Raw genomic sequence first — 18,288 nt, 5'->3', positions numbered from 1 at the left:
TCTGTATATGGACAAGGAATCAACAATGGGTAAGTGGTTTAAATCAGGGGCCCCCTGGATCTGGATGACAGGCGGCGCCGTCAGCCTGAGTCTGGTAGCGGTACTGGGTCTGTTGCTGCTGATCGGCTGGCGTGGTCTGGTCTATTTCTGGCCGCACCCCATCTATGAGTGGGAGCTTGAAGACGCCAGCGGCAACAAGAGCGTGCTCATCGGCGAGATCAACGACCGCGAGATGGTACCTGTGGAGCGGCTGCGCGCCGCGGGCCAGGCGCTGGAGGGGGAGGAGCGCGAGCTGCTGACCCGTTATCTGGTCAAGACCGGCAACCGTGAGTTTGTCGATCTGGACTTCCGCTGGGTGCTGGAGACCGACATCAAGTCCCAGAGCCAGCCGGCCGAGCTCGCCATGGTGGAGCGTGCCACCAACGGCAACTTCTACGGCTACATCACCTCGGTGAAAGAGGATGGCAAAGAGCTGACGGCAGATCTGCATCCTGCCCTGCAGCGGGTGCTGGCACGAGCCAACGCCCTGTCGGAGCAGGCCAACGATCTGCAAAAGGGAGACATCGGCGGCATCAACTACCAGCTGGAGCGACTGCGTCTGAAAGAGCGCAAGGCGGAGCTGGAAGGGGAGCTGACCGACGCGCTCAAGGCGGATCTCGCCGCCCAGCGCCAGGCCCTGAACGATCGCTATCTGGTGCTGGAAAAGGAGCTCTTCTCCCTGCGCGCCCAGGCGGATCGTGACGCCATCACCGTCAAGGACATGCGTGGCGAGCTGGTGACCATGCCCATGTCCAAGGTGCTGGACGTGGTCTGGCCCAACGACATGAGCCTGCCCGCCAAGGTAGGTCACTGGTTCCACCAGATTGGCAAGTTCGTCTCCGACGATCCCCGTGAGGCCAACACCGAGGGCGGCGTCTTCCCCGCCATCTTCGGCACCGTCTTCATGGTGTTGCTGATGGCCATCATAGTGACCCCCCTCGGCGTGGTGGCCGCTGTCTACCTGCACGAGTACGCGGGCAAGAACAGCCTGACCAAGATCATCCGCATCGCGGTGATCAACCTGGCGGGTGTGCCCTCCATCGTCTACGGCGTGTTTGGCCTCGGCTTCTTCGTCTACACGCTCGGTGGTTCGTTAGACCAGCTGTTCTACCCGGAAGCGCTGCCGAGCCCGACCTTTGGCTCCCCCGGCGTCATCTGGTCGGCGCTGACCCTGGCGATCCTGACCCTGCCGGTGGTGATCGTCTCCACCGAAGAGGGGCTGGCCCGGATCCCGAGCACCATACGCCAGGGCTCCCTGGCCCTGGGGGCCACCCAGGCCGAGACCCTGTGGCGCATAGTGCTGCCCATGGCGAGTCCGGCCATCATGACAGGCCTCATCCTGGCGATAGCCCGGGCCGCCGGTGAAGTGGCACCGCTGATGCTGGTGGGGGTGGTGAAGCTTGCTCCCACGTTGCCGATGGATGGCAACTTCCCGTACCTGCACGTGGAGCGCAAGTTCATGCACCTGGGCTTCCACATCTATGACGTCGGCTTCCAGAGTCCGAACGTCGAGGCGGCGCGGCCCCTGGTCTATGCCACCTCCTTCCTGCTGGTGACTGTGATAGTGGGCCTCAACCTGACGGCTATCGGTATTCGTAACCACTTGCGCGAGAAATTCCGGTCGCTGGAGCATTGATACACCAGCCACCATAGAGACGGGCCGGGAAAAGGGTTCCCTGCCAGCCAAGCGTTCAGGCCGCGGGCAATGAGAGTGCCCGCCGCCACAAAGAGAATTTGAGGTAAACAGATGATCAACGTAACACCGACTTCGACCCAGCATACCGCCCTGGACCTGCTCAACCTGAGCCCGGAGCAGACCGCCCTTGAGGTCAAGGATCTCAACCTGTATTACGGCAACAAGCAGGCGCTGTTCAACGTCAACATGAAGATCCCGAAAGGGCAGGTGACGGCCTTTATCGGCCCGTCCGGCTGTGGCAAGTCGACCCTGCTGCGCTGCATCAACCGGATGAACGATCTGGTGGAGATCTGCCGCATCGAGGGGGAAATCCAGCTGCACGGCCACAACATCTATGACAAGAGCGTGGATGTCTCCGCCCTGCGCCGTCAGGTCGGCATGGTGTTCCAGCGCCCCAACCCCTTCCCGAAATCCATCTACGAGAACGTGGTCTATGGCCTGCGTCTGCAGGGGATCAACGACAGACGCACCCTGGACGAGGCCGCCGAGCGCTCACTGCGCGGCGCGGCCCTGTGGGAAGAGGTGAAGGATCGCCTGCACGACAACGCCTTCGGCCTCTCAGGTGGTCAGCAGCAGCGTCTGGTGATCGCCCGTGCCATCGCCATCGAGCCGGAAGTGCTGTTGCTCGATGAGCCGACCTCGGCGCTCGACCCCATCTCCACCCTCACCATCGAGGAGCTGATCAACGAGCTCAAGAGCCAGTTCACCGTGGTGATAGTGACCCACAACATGCAGCAGGCGGCGCGGGTGTCGGATCAGACCGCCTTCATGTACATGGGTGAGCTTATCGAGTACTCGAACACCAATACCATCTTCACCACCCCGGCCAAGAAGAAGACCGAGGACTACATCACAGGTCGTTACGGCTAAGAGATGAGGATGACTGACATGAACCACAAGAAACAGATTGGCGGTCGGTTCAACGGCTAAGGCATGGTTGGTGCAACAAGGGTTATTGGTATGAACAAGATGAGCATCAATAAACAGATTACCGGTCGGTTCAACGGCTAAGGCATAATCGGAGCAACAAGGATTATTTGTATGGACAATATGAACCTCAATAAACACATCTCCGGTCAGTTCAATGCCGAGCTCGAGAACGTGCGCAACCAGGTGCTGGTGATGGGCGGTCTGGTGGAGCAGCAGCTGACGGACGCCATCTCCGCCATTCACATCCAGGATCTGGATGCGGCGCGCAAGATAGTGGCCAACGACCACAAGGTCAACGCCATGGAAGTGGCCATCGACGAGGAGTGCACCCGCATCATCGCCAAGCGCCAGCCCACCGCGTCCGACCTGCGCCTGGTGATGGCCATCATCAAGACCATCACGGATCTGGAGCGCATCGGCGACGTGGCGGACAAGATAGCCCGCATGCTGACCGACAACGCCAACAAGCCCCAGCCGCCGCTGGTGTCGCTCGAGAACATGGGCCGTCGCACCATCAAGATGCTGCACGACGTGCTCGACGCCTTCGCCCGCATGGATCTGGAGGCGGCCATCGCCGTCTACAAGGAAGATGACAAGGTGGACAGGGAGTACGAGTCCATCATCCGCGAGCTGATGACCTACATGATGGAAGATCCCCGCACCATACCCCAGGTGCTGAACGTACTGTGGGCGGCGCGGGCCATAGAGCGGGTCGGCGACCGTTGCCAGCACATCTGCGAATACATCGTCTACTACGTCAAGGGCAAGGACGTGCGCCACACCAAGGCGGACGAGCTGAGCGATCTGCTGGGCAAGCATTGAGACAGAAATGAATAAAAAGGCGCCTTGAGCGCCTTTTTTATTGCATTGGGGGGCAGCTTAAGATAACGCGCCCCACGGGGCGCTTTTCTGCTAGAATATGGCCCCTGTGTGAGTCCCGGATGGAGTCACGGTCCGGTTTCCCGGGCCCAGTTTGCCGTCTTGTGCTAAGGCGGCTGTAGCAATAGGTTAATCATGAGTTTTGCCGATAGTTTGTTCTTTTTGATGCTGCTGGTCGCCGGCAGCGTGTTCTTCTCGCTTTCCGAGATCTCTCTCGCCGCCTCCCGCAAGATCAAGTTGCAGGTGATGGCCGACGAGGGCAATCGCCATGCCGAAAAAGTGCTGGCACTGCAGGCCCAGCCAGGTAACTTCTTTACCGTGGTGCAGATAGGCCTCAATACCGTCGCCATCCTGGGCGGCATACTGGGCGAATCCGCCCTGAACCCCGCCATCAAGTCGTTGATCTCCGGCTTCTATCAGGGCCCCTGGCTCTCCCAGATAAGCTCGATCGCCTCCTTCGTGTTCGTCACCGGCATGTTCATCCTGATAGCGGACTTGATGCCCAAGCGTCTGGCCATGACGATGCCGGAACGGGTTGCGGTGGTGGTGGTACGCCCCATGCTGCTGTGCGTGACCCTGCTGATGCCGCTGGTGTGGTTCTTCAACGGCCTGGCCAACGCCCTGTTCCGCCTGCTGCGGGTCTCCATGGTGCGCAACGACGAGATCACCTCGGACGACATCTATGCGGTGATGGATGCGGGCGCCGAGGCCGGCGTCATCCAGCGTGAGGAGCACCAGCTCATCGAGAACGTGTTCGAGCTGCAATCCTTGGGCGTCACCTCCGCCATGACGGCCCGCGAGAGCCTCATCTACTTCACCCTGCAAGAGGGCGAAGAGAGCATCAAGGCCAAGATTGCCGAGCACCCCCACAACAAGTTTCTGGTCTGTGACCACAACCTCGACAGCATCAAGGGCTTCGTCGATGCCAAGGAGCTGCTGATCCGTGTCATCAGCGGTCAGAGCATAGATCTCAACAGCGGCTCCCTGGTGCAGAACGTCATCATCATCCCCGACACCTTGAACCTCTACGAGGCCATGGAGTACTTCAAGAATCACAGGGGTGATTTCGCGGTGGTGATGAACGAGTACGCCCTGGTGGTGGGCATAGTCACCATGAATGACCTGATGAGCACCGTCATGGGCGAGTGGGCCACCCATGCGATGGAAGAGCAGATAGTGCAGCGGGACGAGAACTCCTGGCTGGTGGACGGGGTCACCCCCATCTCCGATGTGATGCGGGCCTTCGATATCGAGGAGTTCCCGGGGAACCAGAACTACGAGACCATCGCCGGTTTCATCATGTTCATGCTGCGCAAGATCCCCAAGCGGACGGACTCGGTGAAATACGCGGGCTACAAGTTCGAAGTGGTGGACATCGACAGCTACAAGATCGATCAGTTGCTGGTCACCCGGGTGGAGCCTGTGCTGGCCGAGAAACCCGCCCTGGAATCGTGAAAGGAGTTACCAAGGAGTCATGAAGATGCCGTCTTATTCCCGTGCGTTGAGCTGTGTGGCGCTCGCCCTGGCGCTGGGGGCCTGCAGCCAGAGCGCTCCCCGCAAACCCGCCGCCCCCAAGCCCGTGGCCCCCAAGGCCGCTGTGGTGGCGCCGCAGCCGGACCCCGATGCCGTGGTGCAAAGCGCAGTGGCGGAGCCGAGCCCGGTGTTCGATGAGGAGTACCATGGTCCGGATCAGGGGTCGCTGGAGTCGGTGACCGCCCTGTTCGCCCGTGGCTACATAGAGTCGGCAATGCGTGAGACCATGCTGGCGGCGGTGCACAGCGATTACCCCTTGCTCGGCATGCGGGATGTGCGCCTGACCGACCCTGTGGCCAAGTTCCTCACCTCGGCCCAGGCCCGTACCACGGCCCACGACTACCTCTATGCCGGGGTGCAGCGCAGGCTGGGCCGCCCCCTGAGTCCGGCCCAGTGGGAGCAGATCTGGCAAGGATTCCCCCAGCAGGGGCGAGTCTCCGACTGGGTCAAGCAGACCAAGCGGGTACTGGCAGGGCGCTGAGTCGCCGGCCCATCCATGCTTCACAAGAGGCCACCCACGGGGTGGCCTCTTGTCGTTCAGGCCTGTGGACTCGGGCCCTGGGTGGCAGAGATGCGGCGCCTCCTTTTGCCGCTATCATCCTGAGCTTGCTCAGATTTGTTCCTAGTTCCCGATTGCCTCTCCCTCTGCTTTGCGCCATGATGCACAAGACTTATAGCCGTCTAGATGTTTTGATGGCTTAATGTTTTTTCACACAATAAACACCCGTCATGACGGGGACACGCAGAGAGACAGAGATGGATACAAAGGATTTGTGGGTACTGGATGGCGGCATGGGGCGTGAGCTGGCACGGCGGGGCGCACCGTTTCGCCAGCCGGAGTGGTCGGCCCTGGCCCTGATGGAGGCGCCAGAGACGGTGCGCGAGGTGCATCAGGCCTATGTGGCGAGCGGGGCCAGAGTCATTACCACCAACAGCTATGCCCTGGTGCCGTTTCATATCGGTGACGAGCGCTTCGCCGCGGATGGTGAGCGGCTTGCGGCCCTGGCCGGGCAGCTGGCCCGCGACGTGGCCGACGGGCAGGCTGGTGCCGTGCAGGTGGCCGGTTCATTGCCACCGCTGTTTGGCTCCTACCGTGCCGACCTGTTCGAGGCGGACAGGGTGAGCGAGCTGGCGACCCCGCTTATCCGGGGCCTCTCACCTCATGTGGATATCTGGCTGGCCGAGACCATGAGCCTGATTGCCGAGCCGCTGGCCCTCAAGGCGCTGCTGCCAGGCGATGGCAAGCCGTTCTGGGTCTCCTTCACCCTGGAGGACGAGGCACCGGGGAGCGAACCCAGACTGCGCTCCGGTGAGCGGGTGGCCGATGCCGTCACTGCACTGGCATCGGCCGGGGTGAGCGCCATCCTGTTCAATTGCTGCCAGCCCGAGGTGATCGAAGGGGCGCTCAAGGTGGCGAGCGCCCGCTTGCAGGCCCTGGGTCGCACCGACATTCGCCTCGGCGCCTATGCCAACGCCTTCCCGCCCCAGCCCAAGGAGGCCACCGCCAACGACGGGCTGGACGAGATCCGCGCCGATCTGGGGCCGCAGGATTACCTCGGCTGGGCCGAGCGCTGGCGCGGTGCCGGGGCCTCCCTCATCGGCGGCTGCTGCGGCATAGGCCCGGAGCACATCCAGGCCCTGAGCAGCCAGCTGCGCTAAGGAGAGCCCATGAAAGAGAGCAAGATAGGCCTATGGTCCCTCACCGCCCTGGTGTTCAGCTCCATGGTGGGGGCGGGGATCTTCAGCCTGCCCCAGAACATGGCCGAGGTGGCCGGGGCCCGCGCCGTGCTGATTGGCTGGGGCGTGACCGGGGTGGGCATTCTGGCGCTCGCCGCGAGCTTCCTCTACTTGTCGCGGCTAAGGCCCGATCTCGACGGCGGCATCTACAGCTACGCCCGCGCCGGTTTTGGGGATCTGGTGGGCTTCTTCTCCGCCTGGGGCTATTGGCTCTGCGCCACCATAGGCGTGGTGGGCTATCTGGTGATCGCCTTCGCGGCGCTGGGCAGCTTTGTCGATACCCCCGAACAGATCTGGTTTGGTGACGGTAATACGCTGGCGGCCTTTATCGGCGAGTCCTGCATCCTCTGGGCTGTGCACCTGCTGGTGGCCCGCGGCGTGCAACAGGCGGCCCTGTTCAACCTGGTGGCGACCCTGGCCAAGAGCCTGCCACTGCTGCTGTTCATCCTGTTCGCCTGCTACTGGTTCGATCCTGTCACCTTCGCGGCGGATCAGCAGGGCAGCACACTGGCGGTGCCGGTTTCCGAGCAGGTGCGCAACACCATGCTCATCACCCTCTGGGTCTTCACCGGCATAGAGGGGGCGGCCGTGCTCTCGGCCCGGGCGAGAAACAAGCGGGATGTGGGCACGGCCACAGTGCTCGGCGTGGTGCTGGCACTGCTGCTCTATGTGCTCATCTCTGTGCTGGCGCTGGGGATCTTGAGTCGCCCCGAGCTCGCGGCCCTGCCCAACCCCTCCATGGCGGGGCTGATGACCCAGATGACGGGCTCCTGGGGCAAGGTGCTGATAAGCGTCGGCCTCATCGTCTCCGTGCTCGCCTCCTACGTGAGCTGGACCCTGTTCTCGGCCGAGGTGCCCTTCAGCGCGGCGCGCCACGGCGCCTTCCCGGCCATCTTCCGGCGTCAGAACCGCAACGGCACCCCCATAGCCTCGCTCTGGCTCACCAGCCTGACGGTGCAGGGCTGCCTGCTGCTGGTTTGGCTGCTCGGCAAGGGGTACACCAACCTGCTGCTCATCTCCACCTCCATGATACTGGTGCCCTACCTGCTGATCGGCCTCTTCCTGCTCAAGCTCTCCTTAAGCGGGCAGGGCAATGGCCTGGTGCGGGCGGTGGCCCTGGTGTCGAGTGGTTATGGTTTCTGGCTGCTCTATGCCGCTGGGGTGGAGTATCTGCTGCTGTCGCTTTTGCTCTACGGGCCGGGTCTGCTGCTGTTTCTCTACAGCCGCCGCCAGCTGGGGGCGGATCAGCGACTCAGCCTGCGCGAGCGGCTGCTGGCCGGGATCACCCTGGTGAGCCTGGTGCCCGCCATCTGGTCCTTTGCCCATGTCTGAGTGAGGTGGTGACCCAATGCAAGAGAGCGCCCTGGTGGCGCTCTCTTTTTTGGTGGCGGGTGGCGCGCAACTCAGGCGCCCCCCGGGCCCGCCGGCTTGCCAAACAGCACCTTGAGCTTCTCTGACCAGGGCAGGCCACGGGCGTCGTGCAGCATGTCGCGCCACTCGTGGAAGGTGAGGGTGAGGGGATTGAAGCTGTGGACGGGCTTGGTGATACCGAAGCGGCAGGGCTCGCCCAAGTCTTCCTCCACGAAGGTGCCAAACAGCCGATCCCAGATGATCAGCACCCCGGCGAAGTTGCGGTCTATGTACTTGGGGTTGCTGGCGTGGTGCACCCTGTGGTGGGAGGGGGTGTTGAAGACCCGCTCCAGCCAGCCCAGCTTGCCCACCACCTGGGTGTGAACGAAGAACTGAAAGCCCAGGCTCAGCAGCACTGTGGCGACCACGGCCTCGGGGGGGAAGCCGATGAGGATCATGGGGATCCAAAACAGCCACATGCCGGAGACAGGGTACATCAGGCTCTGGCGAAAGGCGGTGGAGAGGTTGAGCCGCTCCGAGCTGTGGTGCACCACGTGGGAGGCCCAGAGCCAGCGCACATGGTGGCTGGCAAAGTGGAACAGCCAGTAGCAGAGATCCTGCAGCAGGAACAGCAGCAAGAGACTCCAGAGGTTCAGCTCGATATCGAACAGTCGCCAGCCCCAAAGACCCTCATAGAGGTAGGCGATGGCGATGGCCGCCAGGGCATCGCCCCCCTGGTGCATCAGGGCCAGGGCGGCGTTGGCGAACAGGTCCCGCCACTGGTAGCTGGCGGTGGGAAAGGCTGCCCCGTGTTTGCGCAGATAGAGCATCTCCCAGCCGACGAAGGCCAGAAAGAGGGGGGAGAGGTAGAGCAGCAGCAGTTGCACATCCATGTGAGGCATCCGGTTGGACCAGTTGGGTTCCAGCATACCGAATGAATTTAAAAATTCATTAACATTTGATGACCCAGGTGTGCCTGCCGCAACCGGGACCGAGGTTCAATGGCTTGTTTTTGCTGACAAAGCCTGGCCGCTGGCGATAAGCCCTGGATGAGTCAGCTCTGGGCGGCACCCGTCGTCCGGCGGGGCCTCGCATACACTGGGAGAACGAGGTTGCCAGGGGCGGCAGGGTGTCGCCAGTGGAGGGTAGAGTGAGAGCGGTTCATCTGTGTGTCATGTTCGGCCTGCTGAGCGCGAGTGCGCAGGCCAATGACAGCTTCAACAGCGAGCTGAGTCATTTCGCGGGGGGCGCGGCCATGGGGGCGGGCTTCACGGCAGTGGCCGATCACTACGGCTATCGGGATCACAGAGGCTGGATAGGGTTCGGGATCTCCACCGGGATCGGGGTGGTGGGGGAGCTGGCGTCGAGAAACGGCGACTTCTCTGCCCTGGACGCGGGCGTCAATGCGCTGGGAGCGGCGCTTGGCGCCTTTGCCACCGATCGCTGGATCCTGGCCCCCCTAGTGCTGCCCGAACAACACTACGCCGGGCTGATGGCCGGTTATCGCTTCTGAGGGGGGCTTCCGATCGGCCTCAACAACAGAGGGAGCCCAGGGCTCCCTCTGTTGTATCTCTTTCCCTTGCAGCACCTGACGCAGTCACTGGCGCAGGCGCTTGCGGTCACAACACCTGACTCAGGAACTGGCGCAGGCGCGGTGAGGGAGGGTTGTCGAAGAAGTCGGTGGGCTTCTCATCCACCAGCAGCTCGCCGCTCTCCATGAAGAGCACCCTGTCCGCCACTTCCCGGGCAAAGCCCATCTCGTGGGTCACCACCACCATGGTCATGCCTTCCCGGGCCAGGCCCTTCATGACGTCCAGCACCTCACCCACCATCTCGGGGTCCAGCGCGCTGGTTGGCTCGTCAAACAGCATGATGCGAGGCTGCATGGCGAGCGCCCGGGCTATGGCCACCCGCTGCTGCTGGCCGCCGGAGAGCTGGGACGGGTAGCTCTGGGCCTTGTTCGACAGCCCCACTTTCAGCAGCAGGGCCTTGGCCCGCTCCTCGGCATCCTTGCGGGACAACCCCCGCACCTTCTGGGGGGCGAGGCTGATGTTGTCCAGCACGTTCAGGTGGGGGAAGAGGTTGAAGGACTGGAACACCATGCCCACCTCTTCCCTCAGCTTGTTGACGTCGCCCGGCTCGGTCAGGCTGATGCCATCCACCTCGATATGGCCATCGTTGATGGTCTCGAGCTGGTTGAGGGTGCGCAGGAAGGTGGATTTGCCAGAGCCGCTCGGCCCCACTATCACCACCACTTCCCCTTCGGCCACCTGGGTACTGACGTTCTTGAGGGCGTGCACCTCGGTGCCGTAGAATTTTTCCACGCCACTAGCCTTGATAATGGGATCAGTTGCTGTGCGCATATTTCACCTCCAGACGACGCACCGGGAAGGCGCGGGGCGTGCCGGTGATGGCTGCACTTCTCGACTCCTGTTGAGCCTTGATAATGGGATCAGTTGCTGCGCGCATATTTCACCTCCAGACGACGCACCAGGAAGGAGAGAGTGCCGGTGAGCACCAGGTAGAGCAGGGCCACGGTGAACCACACCTCGAACGGGCTGAAGGTGGAGCTGACCACCTCGCGCCCGGCCTTGGTGAGATCCGTGATGGAGATGACCGAGACCAGGGAGGAGTCCTTGATGAGGTTGATGAACTGGCCCGCCAGGGGGGGCAAGACCCGCTTGAACGCCTGGGGCAGGATGACGTAGCGCATGGTCTGGGCCGAGGTGAGCCCCAGGCTGCGGCCCGCCTCCATCTGCCCCTTGTGGATGGAGCTGATGCCGGCGCGCACGATTTCGGCCACATAGGCGCCGGTGAAGACGGCCAGCGCCGCTACCCCAGCGGTGAATCTGTCGAGGTTGAGCACTGTGCCGATAAAGAAGTAGACGATGAAGATCTGCACCAGCAGCGGAGTGCCGCGAATGAGCTCCACATAGGTGACAGCCAGGTTGCGCAGGGCGGGATTGGGGGAGAGGCGGGCGAGGCCGGCCAGGGTGCCCAGCAGTATGGCGAAGACGCCCGCGACCAGGGAAAGCTTGACCGTGACCCAGACGCCCCAGGCGATGGGGCCGGCGGTCCAGCTCAGTTGGGTGTCCAGGGTGTCGCCCTGGAAGACGGTATCCCCTTCGGCAACCTGGGCGCCTGTGCTCGCGATGGCCTGGCGGCGGTTGGGGTCGAGATCGTCTTGCAGGAAGAGCTGGCCCTTCTCTGCGGCGGTGGTGCCAGCCACCACTGTGCCGTCAAATTCTGCGTACTGTTTCTGTTCGGCCTGGTAGGCGATGTACTGGGGAATGCGTTCCCAGCGCCAGGTGTAATCCACCGCCTGCACGGCCTTGTAGATGCCAAAGATGGCGGCCAGCAGCATCAGCAGGAAAACCCCGTGCCAGAGCAGCAGGTTGGGCTGTTTTTCCATCTGTCTTGTGATTTTGGGGTTGATCACTGTCACAACCTCTCTTGTCGTTATTGTGTGGGGTCTGCGTGAAGGGGCGGCGAACCGCCCCTTGAGAGGTTATTTGAGCTGGTTGAGCCAGGCGTTGGATTCAAACCACTTCTTGTAGAGACGGTCATAGCTGCCGTCGCCCTTGATCTGGCGCAGGTAGTTGTTGAACCAGTTGAGGGTGTCCTGATCCCCCTTGCGGATGGCCCAGGCCAGCGGCTCGAAGGTGAAGGGTTTGTCCAGGTGCACCACGGCGCCGGTGTTCTGGGAGGCGAAGATGGCGTTATAGGGCAGGTCGTAGACGAAGGCATCCACCTTGCCGTTGATCACTTCCAGCTTGGCGTCGTCCTGGGTTTCAAACTGCAACAGGGTGGCCTTGGGGATCAGGCGCTTGACCGCCTGCTCGCCTGTGGTGCCGAGCTTGACCGCGATCTTGTACTTGGGATCGTTCAGATCGCTGAAGGACTTGATCTCCCCCGCCTTGTCCTTGCGCAGCACTATGGTCTGGCCCACGACTATGTAGGGGTCGGCGAAGTTGACGCGCAGGTTGCGCTGGGGGGTGACCGTCATGCCGCCCATGATGACGTCGAACTTGTCGGTCAGCAGGGCCGGGATGATGCCGTCCCAGGCGGTGTTGACGAACTCCACCTTCACGCCCATCTCCTTGGCGACCATCTTGGCCAGATCCACGTCGAAGCCGATGTACTGGCCCTGCTTGTTGGTCATCTCGAAGGGTTGATAGCCGGCGTCGAAGCCGACCCGCAGCACACCGCGCTCCAGCACGGCGTCCAGGGTGGAGCTGGGGGCCGCATTGGCGAGCCCGCACAGCAGCAGGGTAGAGAGAATGAGTTTTTTGATCATAAGTGACGTCTCTGTCGAAAGTGTGTTCGGCCTTGAACCTGCTCCGTGCGACTCCATGGCACAAGAGACTGCTGCATCCGGCAGCAGGCAAGACAGGATTATTGTCTTGATTGAGGCAAAAGCCCCATATGAGATTCTACTCCCCATTCATTGAGTGAAAAATGTACCAAAATCCGATTGTGTCAGACGACTCAATAGGTTAGTGGCGCTTTTTCCTCGCGGCACGGCTCATAAAACCACATGAAAACAACATATCTATCTAATGGCGCGGGTTCAAGTGCAAAAATAGTTGGCAGGCATTTTGCTGTGTGGTCGGTGGGAAATCTGGGTCCGAACGAACCTTGAGTGCCAGGCATCGGGTCAGCTGGGGAGCCGGAAAATATTTCATCGCGCCAGAAGGCTCCCTCTGTGTCTTGTCATGGGCTTCCCATATACTCAGCCATCCCCAATGGAAGGCTCGGGAATGGACACCTCAATTCTGCTCAATCTGGATGTTTTCACGCTGATGCTCATGGCCCTCGGGGGCTACTGCCTGGGATTCATCACCCTCTCCATCATCTGGTCAACCCACAGGGAGATCCCCGGCCTCGGGCTCTGGTGGTGGTCCAGCCTCTGTGCCCTGGCGGCCCAGTCGCTGTTCTTTATGCAGGCGTTCGCCCCCCACATCGCGGGGATCTGGCTGGCCAACCTGCTCATCACCCTCTGCATAGCGCTGATGCCGCTGGCGCTGCAGCGCTTCTTCGGCGAGCCGCCGAACTGGCGGGCCTTTGCGCTCTTCATGCTGGTCTACCTGCTGATCCTCTGCTGGAGCGTGCTGTTCAACGACGAGATGGCCCCCCGGGTGCTGCTGGCCTGCCTGAGCTACATGGTGCTGGGGGCCGTGGTGGTGCTGCTCATCTGGCGGCATGGCTATCCGGCCTACCTGCCGGCCGTGCTGGTGTTTACCGTGGTCAACATATTGCTCTACGGCTTCAACCTGGTGCGCATGGGGGCCCTGCTCAGTGGCGAGGTGCGGGTGCTGATGGATCCGCACGTGGTCAATGTGTTGCCCTTCCTCTCCATGCTGATGGGCAACTACCTCTCCACCTTCGGGGTGCTGCTGCTCTGTACCCAGTACCGGGCCCTGGCCCTGCGTCGGCAGGCGAGCCAGGATCCTTTGACGGGCCTGCTCAACCGGCGTGGCTTTATGGAGCGCTGTGCGACTGCGCCCAAACAGGGGGCGCTGGTGGTGCTGGATCTCGATGACTTCAAGCAGATCAACGATCGCCACGGTCACGAGGCGGGGGACAGGGTACTGGCAGCGGTAGGCGCCTATCTGGCCGGTCAGGGGGATCTGGTGGCCAGCCGCTTCGGCGGCGAGGAGTTTGTGCTGCTGCTGCCCGAGGGGGATGCCCTGGCTCAGCAGGCCCGTTGCGAGCAGATCCGTCAGGGCATAGCGACGCTGCCCCTGGACGGCATCCAGGTCACCGCCAGCCTGGGGTTGGTGCCTTACGCCAGGGGCTGGCATCTCGATACCCTGTTCGGGCAGGCGGATCGTGCCCTCTATCAGGCCAAGCGCAGCGGCAAGAACCGGGTCTGCCTGCCGGCCTGAGCCGTGATGGTCAGCCCGGTTCGGCTGCGAGGGGCCGCGGCGCCTGGGCCTTGAGGAAGGGGAGCAGCAGCAGGGCCGAGACCCCGGCCGCCACCGAGATGACCACGAAGAAGCCGTTCCAGTGCCAGATCTCCATCACCTTGGCCAGCGGATACCCCGACAGCGCCGCCCCCATGTAGGCAAAGAGCCCGACGAAGCCGGTGGCGGCCCCGGCGCAATCCTTGTGGGAGCACTCCGCCGCCGCCATGCCGATCAGCATCTGGGGGCCGAACACGAAGAAGCCGATGGTGAAGAAGCAGGCCGCCTGCATCACGTAGCTGAAGAAGGGCATCAGCCAGAGTGACCCCACAGAGAGCAGTATCCCCATGGCGAAGATGAGGTTCATCGGGCCACGGTTGCCGTTGAACAGCTTGTCCGAGCCCCAGCCCGCCACCAGGGCGCCGATAAAGCCCCCCACCTCGAACATCGAGATGGCCGAGTTGGCGCTCATCAGGTTGAAGCCGCGCTGCTCCGTCATGTAGAGGTTGCCCCAGTCGTTGATGGCGGTGCGCACCACGTAGACCAGCACGTAGCAGCAGGCGAGCAGCCAGATGTAGGGGTTGCCGAGCACGTATTTACGCAGGATCTGGCGCGGGTCCAGGCCGACATCCTGGGTCTGCTGGGCCATCTCCAGGGCGTCCTGGCGCCACTGCCCGACCGTGGGCAGCCCCAGGGTGCTCGGGGTGTCCCGCAGTCGCCAGCACAGCAGCAACCCGGCCAGTATGGCGATGAGGCCGGGCACTATCATGCCGTAGCGCCAGCCGTGCTGCAGGGCTATGGTGCTGACGATAAGCGGGATCAGGGCCCCGCCCACGTTGTGGGCCGTGTTCCAGGCCGACCACCAGAAGCCGCGCTCGGTCCTCGAGTACCAGCTGGTGAGCAGCTTGGAGCAGGGGGGCCAGCCCCAGCCCTGGAAGAAGGCGTTGGCAATCCAGAGTGCCACAAACATCCAGAGCGCCGACGAGAGGCCGAACAGTATGTTGATGACCCCGGTCGCCATCAGCCCCAGCCCCATGAAGTAACGGGGGTTGGCTCTGTCGCTGATGATGCCGGAGACGAACTTGGAGCAGCCATAGGTGAGGTAGAAGAGGGTCCACATCATGCCGATGTCGGCCTTGTCCAGGATGCCGCTCGCCAGCATGTCCGGCATGGCGAAGTTGAAGCTCTTGCGGGTGAAGTAGAAGACCGCATAGCCCAGGTACATGGTCAGCAGTATGTGGAGGCGCCAATGGCGATAGCTGGCGTCTATCTCCTCTTTATCCCGCATCGGTGGCGCCAGCTGGCGGCTCTTCATAAAGCTCAGCATGGGGCGATCTGCCTTCTGGATCCTGGATCAGTCATGGGACTCCTCCCGTTTGCGGCTGGGGAGGTTGACAGTCAGCTGAGTCCCCTGGGCACAGGAGAGCCGCAGCGTGCCCCCCAGCGCCTGCACCCGCTCGCGAATGCCGAGCAGGCCATAGCCCTGGGGCGTCTGCTCGGGCAGGCCGCAGCCGTCGTCGTCCAGTTGCAGCAGCACCCGATCGGCCTGCTGGCGGGCCAGTATGGTGACAGCGCTGGCATTGGCGTGTTTGACCACGTTGTTGAGCCCCTCCTGACAGACCCTAAACAGGGTGACTCGCTGGGCGTCCGAGAGCGCCTCATCCGCGAGCCCCCACTCCAGCCGGGTGACGATGCCGCGCCGCTCCAGCTCCAGCTCCCGCAGCAGGCCGCGCACCGCCTGCTCCAGGCTCATGTCGTCGAGCTGGCGCGGGCGCAGGCGACCGAGCAGGCCGCGCACCGCATCGTAGATCCCGAGCGACAGGGTCTCGATAAGGGCGCTGCTCTGGCCGACATGGGTGTTGTCCGGCGCGAGGCGGCGCACTATGCCCGCCTGGGTGCGGATGGCGGTGATGGTCTGGCCTATGTCGTCGTGCAGCTCCCGGGCCACCTCCTTGCGGATGCTCTCCTCTGTCTCCAGCAGCCGCTCGGTGAGCTGGCGGTTGTGGGCGAGCTGGCGGGTCAGCGCCTGGTTGAGCTCGCGCTGGCGCTGTATGCCGGCGCCCAGCAGCAGGCCGGTCAGGCTCTGGGCCAGCAGGGAGAGCAGCAGATCCAGGGGATGTTCGTGCCAGGCCTGGCCCGCCATCAGAGCCACCGTATTCATCAGGGTGGCGAGCAGGGCCCCCTGCCAGCCGTAGCGCCAGGCCATGGCCATGATGGGAATGGCGAGGCAAAAGGGGGTGAAGCGCACCAAAGAGTCCGGCAGGCCGAGCTGCAGCCCCAGGCTCAGCACGAACAGCAGTAGATACCAGACCAGATGGCGAAAGCGCCAGTCCACCGGCTGATCCACCAGCGCAGGGCCGAGCGGCACCCAGGTGGCGCGGGTCAGATAGTGCCAGATCAGCATGCAGGTAGAGGTGAGGGTCAGGCCGCCGGTCAGGGTGAGCAGCAGGGCGGTGAGGCCATCTTCCCCGGCCAGATGCCAGAGCAGGGATTGCAGGGCCGCCGCCACAGTGACGGTGGCGAGCAGCACCAGCAGTTGCTGCCAGTCGTCTCGCACCCGTTGGCGGCGGGCGATGAGCAGCGGCAGCAGGGTGAGCAGGCTGCCAGCCAGGATGAGGGGCCACAGGGGCATGCCCACCTCCCGATCGAGCCAGTGGAGCAGCAGGGCTTCACAGAGCAGCAGGGGCGGCCAGTAGGGGAGGGGGCTCTGCAGCAACAGGCCGAGCCGCAGCCCGAAGGGGAACAGCAACACCGCCAGCACCGGGCTCTCCACCAGATGCAGGCCGATGCTCCAGAGGCAGAACCAGCCGGCGGCGAAGATGAAGCAGGCCGCCAGCGAGATGGCGACATAGCTGGCAAGGCGGGAGATCACCAGCTGTCCAGCATGCGGTGGGCCAGCTCCACGTTGTTGTTGACGTTGAGCTTGTCCATCAGGTTGGCGCGGTGCACGTGCACCGTCTTGGGGGAGAGGCCGAGGCGCTCGGCGATGGCCTTCACCTCCATGCCGCCGGCCAGCAGCTGCGCCACCTCCCGCTCCCTGTTGGTGAGGGGATCTCTGTGGCTGCTGGCGAGCTTGTGGGCTATGTCAGGGGTCAGGTAGCAGCCACCCTGGGCGGCGGTGCGCACCGCGGCGATCAGCTCCTCCGGGCTGCAGCGCTTGGAGAGAAACCCCTTGGCGCCGGCCTGCAGAGCCTGCTCGATGAGGGCCGGGCTGTCGTGCACCGACAGCATCACCACGGCGAGGCCGGCGGGCAGTTGCCTGAGCAGATCCAGACCGGATTGATCCGGCATTGAGATGTCGCACACGCACAGCTGTACACCGCTGCCCGGCAAGCCGGCGAGGGCGTCGGCGGCGCTGCCAAATTCGGCGACGACCCGCAGATCGGGTTCGAGATTGAGCAACTGGGCAAAGCCGGAGCGGACTATCTGGTGATCGTCGATGAGGGCAATTTTTATCATGGTGTCAGCCTGAGATCTGCGGCCAGGGCGCTGGCGCGGCCAACAAGATACTCCCGCTCGCCCCCTGGCTCAAGGGGGAGGAGAGCCCCTGCGCAGGAGACGCGGCTATGGGTGCTTCACCTGAGTGCGTGATCCAGGGCGGCAATATAAGGAGAGGCACGCTCTGCTCACCGGGGCGGCAGAGCGTGCCCGGCCCTGTCAGCGGTGCAGCTCGCCCGCCCGCTCCGGCTGATAGACCACTTCCAGTATCTCCACCTGTATGGTGCGCCCGGCCGGGCCGGGCCAGGCGATGCTGTCACCCACCTTCAAGCCCAGCAGGGCGCTGCCGACCGGCGCCAGCACGGAGATCTTCGACTCGTCCCCCTGCACGTCCTTCGGGTAGACCAGGGTCAGGCAGAAGTCATTGCCGCTGTTTTGCATCTTGAAGCGCACAGTGCTGTTCATGGTCACCACGTCAGGCGGCATGTCGGCGGGGTCGCGGATCTCGGCGCGGTTCAGCTCCTCCTGCAGGGCCAGGTGTTGCGGGTGGTTGCCGAGCAGTTGCTCGATGCGATCCAGATCCAGATTGGAGATGACGAGATGTGGCTGTTGCATGGGGTATTCCTTATCAATGGCTGAAAGGACCAGGATGACGGACAAGCTGGTCGAAAAATGGTTCGGATTGTGAGAATAGATCGCAAGCGCGATGCCCCCGAGCGACTCGCTGTCAGGGGCGAGGGCGGGGGCTCAACGGGGTGTGAGCAGACTGGAAAAAATCAT

Annotated in this window: 18 protein-coding genes; 9 read left to right on the top strand and 9 right to left on the bottom strand. The window is 63.1% G+C overall.

Going from position 1 to position 18,288, the window contains the following annotated elements; all coding sequences use genetic code 11:
* The first annotated feature begins 25 nt into the window (after positions 1-25).
* The 7 genes from pstA to ACB030_RS05420 all read left to right on the top strand — a co-directional run bounded on the left by pstA (position 26) and on the right by ACB030_RS05420 (position 8,146).
* Positions 26-1,675 carry a phosphate ABC transporter permease PstA gene (gene pstA / locus ACB030_RS05450; RefSeq protein ID WP_371158551.1) on the top strand — a complete coding sequence of 550 codons (1,650 nt, stop codon included), beginning with the start codon at positions 26-28 and terminating at the stop codon, positions 1,673-1,675.
* Positions 1,676-1,786: 111 nt separating this feature from the next.
* Positions 1,787-2,605 (top strand): phosphate ABC transporter ATP-binding protein PstB, encoded by an 819-nt coding sequence (pstB, locus tag ACB030_RS05445; RefSeq protein ID WP_005328825.1) that lies wholly within the window; start codon positions 1,787-1,789, stop codon positions 2,603-2,605.
* Between the two features lie 171 nt (positions 2,606-2,776).
* Positions 2,777-3,487, top strand: coding sequence for a phosphate signaling complex protein PhoU (gene phoU, locus ACB030_RS05440; protein ID WP_025327511.1), 711 nt, complete (start codon positions 2,777-2,779; stop codon positions 3,485-3,487).
* 192 nt (positions 3,488-3,679) lie between these two features.
* Positions 3,680-4,999, top strand: a complete 1,320-nt coding sequence (locus tag ACB030_RS05435) for a hemolysin family protein (protein WP_106886381.1) — start codon at positions 3,680-3,682, stop codon at positions 4,997-4,999.
* Between the two features lie 19 nt (positions 5,000-5,018).
* Entirely contained in the window at positions 5,019-5,558 is a 540-nt protein-coding gene (locus tag ACB030_RS05430) for a hypothetical protein (RefSeq protein ID WP_371158550.1), read from the top strand.
* Positions 5,559-5,833: 275 nt separating this feature from the next.
* Positions 5,834-6,736, top strand: coding sequence for a homocysteine S-methyltransferase family protein (locus ACB030_RS05425; protein ID WP_163135114.1), 903 nt, complete (start codon positions 5,834-5,836; stop codon positions 6,734-6,736).
* A 9-nt stretch (positions 6,737-6,745) separates the two neighbouring features.
* Positions 6,746-8,146, top strand: coding sequence for a basic amino acid/polyamine antiporter (locus ACB030_RS05420; RefSeq protein WP_163135113.1), 1,401 nt, complete (start codon positions 6,746-6,748; stop codon positions 8,144-8,146).
* A 71-nt stretch (positions 8,147-8,217) separates the two neighbouring features.
* On the opposite strand, the gene ACB030_RS05415 is transcribed toward ACB030_RS05420, so the two are convergent.
* Positions 8,218-9,057 (bottom strand): sterol desaturase family protein, encoded by an 840-nt coding sequence (locus tag ACB030_RS05415; RefSeq protein ID WP_163135112.1) that lies wholly within the window; start codon positions 9,055-9,057, stop codon positions 8,218-8,220.
* A 257-nt stretch (positions 9,058-9,314) separates the two neighbouring features.
* Here ACB030_RS05415 and ACB030_RS05410 point away from each other — a divergent pair, with 257 nt between their 5' ends.
* Positions 9,315-9,677 carry a hypothetical protein gene (locus tag ACB030_RS05410; RefSeq protein WP_163135111.1) on the top strand — a complete coding sequence of 121 codons (363 nt, stop codon included), beginning with the start codon at positions 9,315-9,317 and terminating at the stop codon, positions 9,675-9,677.
* Between the two features lie 106 nt (positions 9,678-9,783).
* On the opposite strand, the gene ACB030_RS05405 is transcribed toward ACB030_RS05410, so the two are convergent.
* The 4 genes from ACB030_RS05405 to ACB030_RS05390 all read right to left on the bottom strand — a co-directional run bounded on the left by ACB030_RS05405 (position 9,784) and on the right by ACB030_RS05390 (position 12,461).
* Positions 9,784-10,527 carry an amino acid ABC transporter ATP-binding protein gene (locus ACB030_RS05405; protein WP_163135110.1) on the bottom strand — a complete coding sequence of 248 codons (744 nt, stop codon included), beginning with the start codon at positions 10,525-10,527 and terminating at the stop codon, positions 9,784-9,786.
* Positions 10,511-10,633 (bottom strand): hypothetical protein, encoded by a 123-nt coding sequence (locus ACB030_RS05400; protein WP_259334485.1) that lies wholly within the window; start codon positions 10,631-10,633, stop codon positions 10,511-10,513. The genes ACB030_RS05405 and ACB030_RS05400 overlap by 17 nt, the downstream gene beginning before the upstream one ends.
* Positions 10,617-11,576, bottom strand: a complete 960-nt coding sequence (locus tag ACB030_RS05395; protein WP_163135409.1) for an amino acid ABC transporter permease — start codon at positions 11,574-11,576, stop codon at positions 10,617-10,619. Before ACB030_RS05395 ends, ACB030_RS05400 begins: the two co-directional genes overlap by 17 nt.
* A 96-nt stretch (positions 11,577-11,672) precedes the next feature.
* A complete protein-coding gene (locus tag ACB030_RS05390) occupies positions 11,673-12,461 on the bottom strand; it encodes a transporter substrate-binding domain-containing protein (protein WP_162520050.1) in 789 nt (262 codons plus the stop codon).
* Positions 12,462-12,924: 463 nt separating this feature from the next.
* Here ACB030_RS05390 and ACB030_RS05385 point away from each other — a divergent pair, with 463 nt between their 5' ends.
* Positions 12,925-14,052, top strand: coding sequence for a GGDEF domain-containing protein (locus ACB030_RS05385; RefSeq protein WP_371158549.1), 1,128 nt, complete (start codon positions 12,925-12,927; stop codon positions 14,050-14,052).
* A 10-nt stretch (positions 14,053-14,062) separates the two neighbouring features.
* Here the strand turns inward: ACB030_RS05385 and ACB030_RS05380 are convergent, their stop codons facing one another.
* The 4 genes from ACB030_RS05380 to rnk form a co-directional block, all read right to left on the bottom strand.
* Positions 14,063-15,397 (bottom strand): MFS transporter, encoded by a 1,335-nt coding sequence (locus ACB030_RS05380; RefSeq protein ID WP_371158548.1) that lies wholly within the window; start codon positions 15,395-15,397, stop codon positions 14,063-14,065.
* 27 nt (positions 15,398-15,424) lie between these two features.
* The gene (uhpB, locus tag ACB030_RS05375; protein ID WP_371158547.1) at positions 15,425-16,942 is read right to left on the bottom strand and encodes a signal transduction histidine-protein kinase/phosphatase UhpB; all 1,518 of its coding nucleotides are present in this window, start codon (positions 16,940-16,942) and stop codon (positions 15,425-15,427) included.
* Entirely contained in the window at positions 16,939-17,529 is a 591-nt protein-coding gene (gene uhpA / locus ACB030_RS05370) for a transcriptional regulator UhpA (protein WP_139437025.1), read from the bottom strand. Before uhpA ends, uhpB begins: the two co-directional genes overlap by 4 nt.
* Before the next feature lie 198 nt (positions 17,530-17,727).
* A complete protein-coding gene (gene rnk, locus ACB030_RS05365) occupies positions 17,728-18,123 on the bottom strand; it encodes a nucleoside diphosphate kinase regulator (RefSeq protein WP_025327497.1) in 396 nt (131 codons plus the stop codon).
* Positions 18,124-18,288: the final 165 nt, after the last annotated feature.

The sequence above is a fragment of the Aeromonas sp. S16(2024) genome (genome assembly GCF_041403065.1).
GTDB lineage: Bacteria > Pseudomonadota > Gammaproteobacteria > Enterobacterales > Aeromonadaceae > Aeromonas.
Note: the sequence above shows the minus strand (reverse complement) of the source record. Positions and strands in the feature narration are given on the sequence as shown.

What these genes read in the sequence shown, in the direction of transcription:
- pstA (WP_371158551.1), top strand. Translation starts at nt 26, where the DNA reads ATGGGTAAGTGGTTTAAATCAGGGGCCCCCTGGATCTGGATGACAGGC.
- pstB (WP_005328825.1), top strand. Translation starts at nt 1,787, where the DNA reads ATGATCAACGTAACACCGACTTCGACCCAGCATACCGCCCTGGACCTG.
- phoU (WP_025327511.1), top strand. Translation starts at nt 2,777, where the DNA reads ATGGACAATATGAACCTCAATAAACACATCTCCGGTCAGTTCAATGCC.
- ACB030_RS05435 (WP_106886381.1), top strand. Translation starts at nt 3,680, where the DNA reads ATGAGTTTTGCCGATAGTTTGTTCTTTTTGATGCTGCTGGTCGCCGGC.
- ACB030_RS05430 (WP_371158550.1), top strand. Translation starts at nt 5,019, where the DNA reads ATGAAGATGCCGTCTTATTCCCGTGCGTTGAGCTGTGTGGCGCTCGCC.
- ACB030_RS05425 (WP_163135114.1), top strand. Translation starts at nt 5,834, where the DNA reads ATGGATACAAAGGATTTGTGGGTACTGGATGGCGGCATGGGGCGTGAG.
- ACB030_RS05420 (WP_163135113.1), top strand. Translation starts at nt 6,746, where the DNA reads ATGAAAGAGAGCAAGATAGGCCTATGGTCCCTCACCGCCCTGGTGTTC.
- ACB030_RS05415 (WP_163135112.1), bottom strand. Translation starts at nt 9,057, where the DNA reads ATGGATGTGCAACTGCTGCTGCTCTACCTCTCCCCCCTCTTTCTGGCC.
- ACB030_RS05405 (WP_163135110.1), bottom strand. Translation starts at nt 10,527, where the DNA reads ATGCGCACAGCAACTGATCCCATTATCAAGGCTAGTGGCGTGGAAAAA.
- ACB030_RS05400 (WP_259334485.1), bottom strand. Translation starts at nt 10,633, where the DNA reads ATGCGCGCAGCAACTGATCCCATTATCAAGGCTCAACAGGAGTCGAGA.
- ACB030_RS05395 (WP_163135409.1), bottom strand. Translation starts at nt 11,576, where the DNA reads ATGGAAAAACAGCCCAACCTGCTGCTCTGGCACGGGGTTTTCCTGCTG.
- ACB030_RS05390 (WP_162520050.1), bottom strand. Translation starts at nt 12,461, where the DNA reads ATGATCAAAAAACTCATTCTCTCTACCCTGCTGCTGTGCGGGCTCGCC.
- ACB030_RS05385 (WP_371158549.1), top strand. Translation starts at nt 12,925, where the DNA reads ATGGACACCTCAATTCTGCTCAATCTGGATGTTTTCACGCTGATGCTC.
- ACB030_RS05380 (WP_371158548.1), bottom strand. Translation starts at nt 15,397, where the DNA reads ATGCTGAGCTTTATGAAGAGCCGCCAGCTGGCGCCACCGATGCGGGAT.
- uhpA (WP_139437025.1), bottom strand. Translation starts at nt 17,529, where the DNA reads ATGATAAAAATTGCCCTCATCGACGATCACCAGATAGTCCGCTCCGGC.
- rnk (WP_025327497.1), bottom strand. Translation starts at nt 18,123, where the DNA reads ATGCAACAGCCACATCTCGTCATCTCCAATCTGGATCTGGATCGCATC.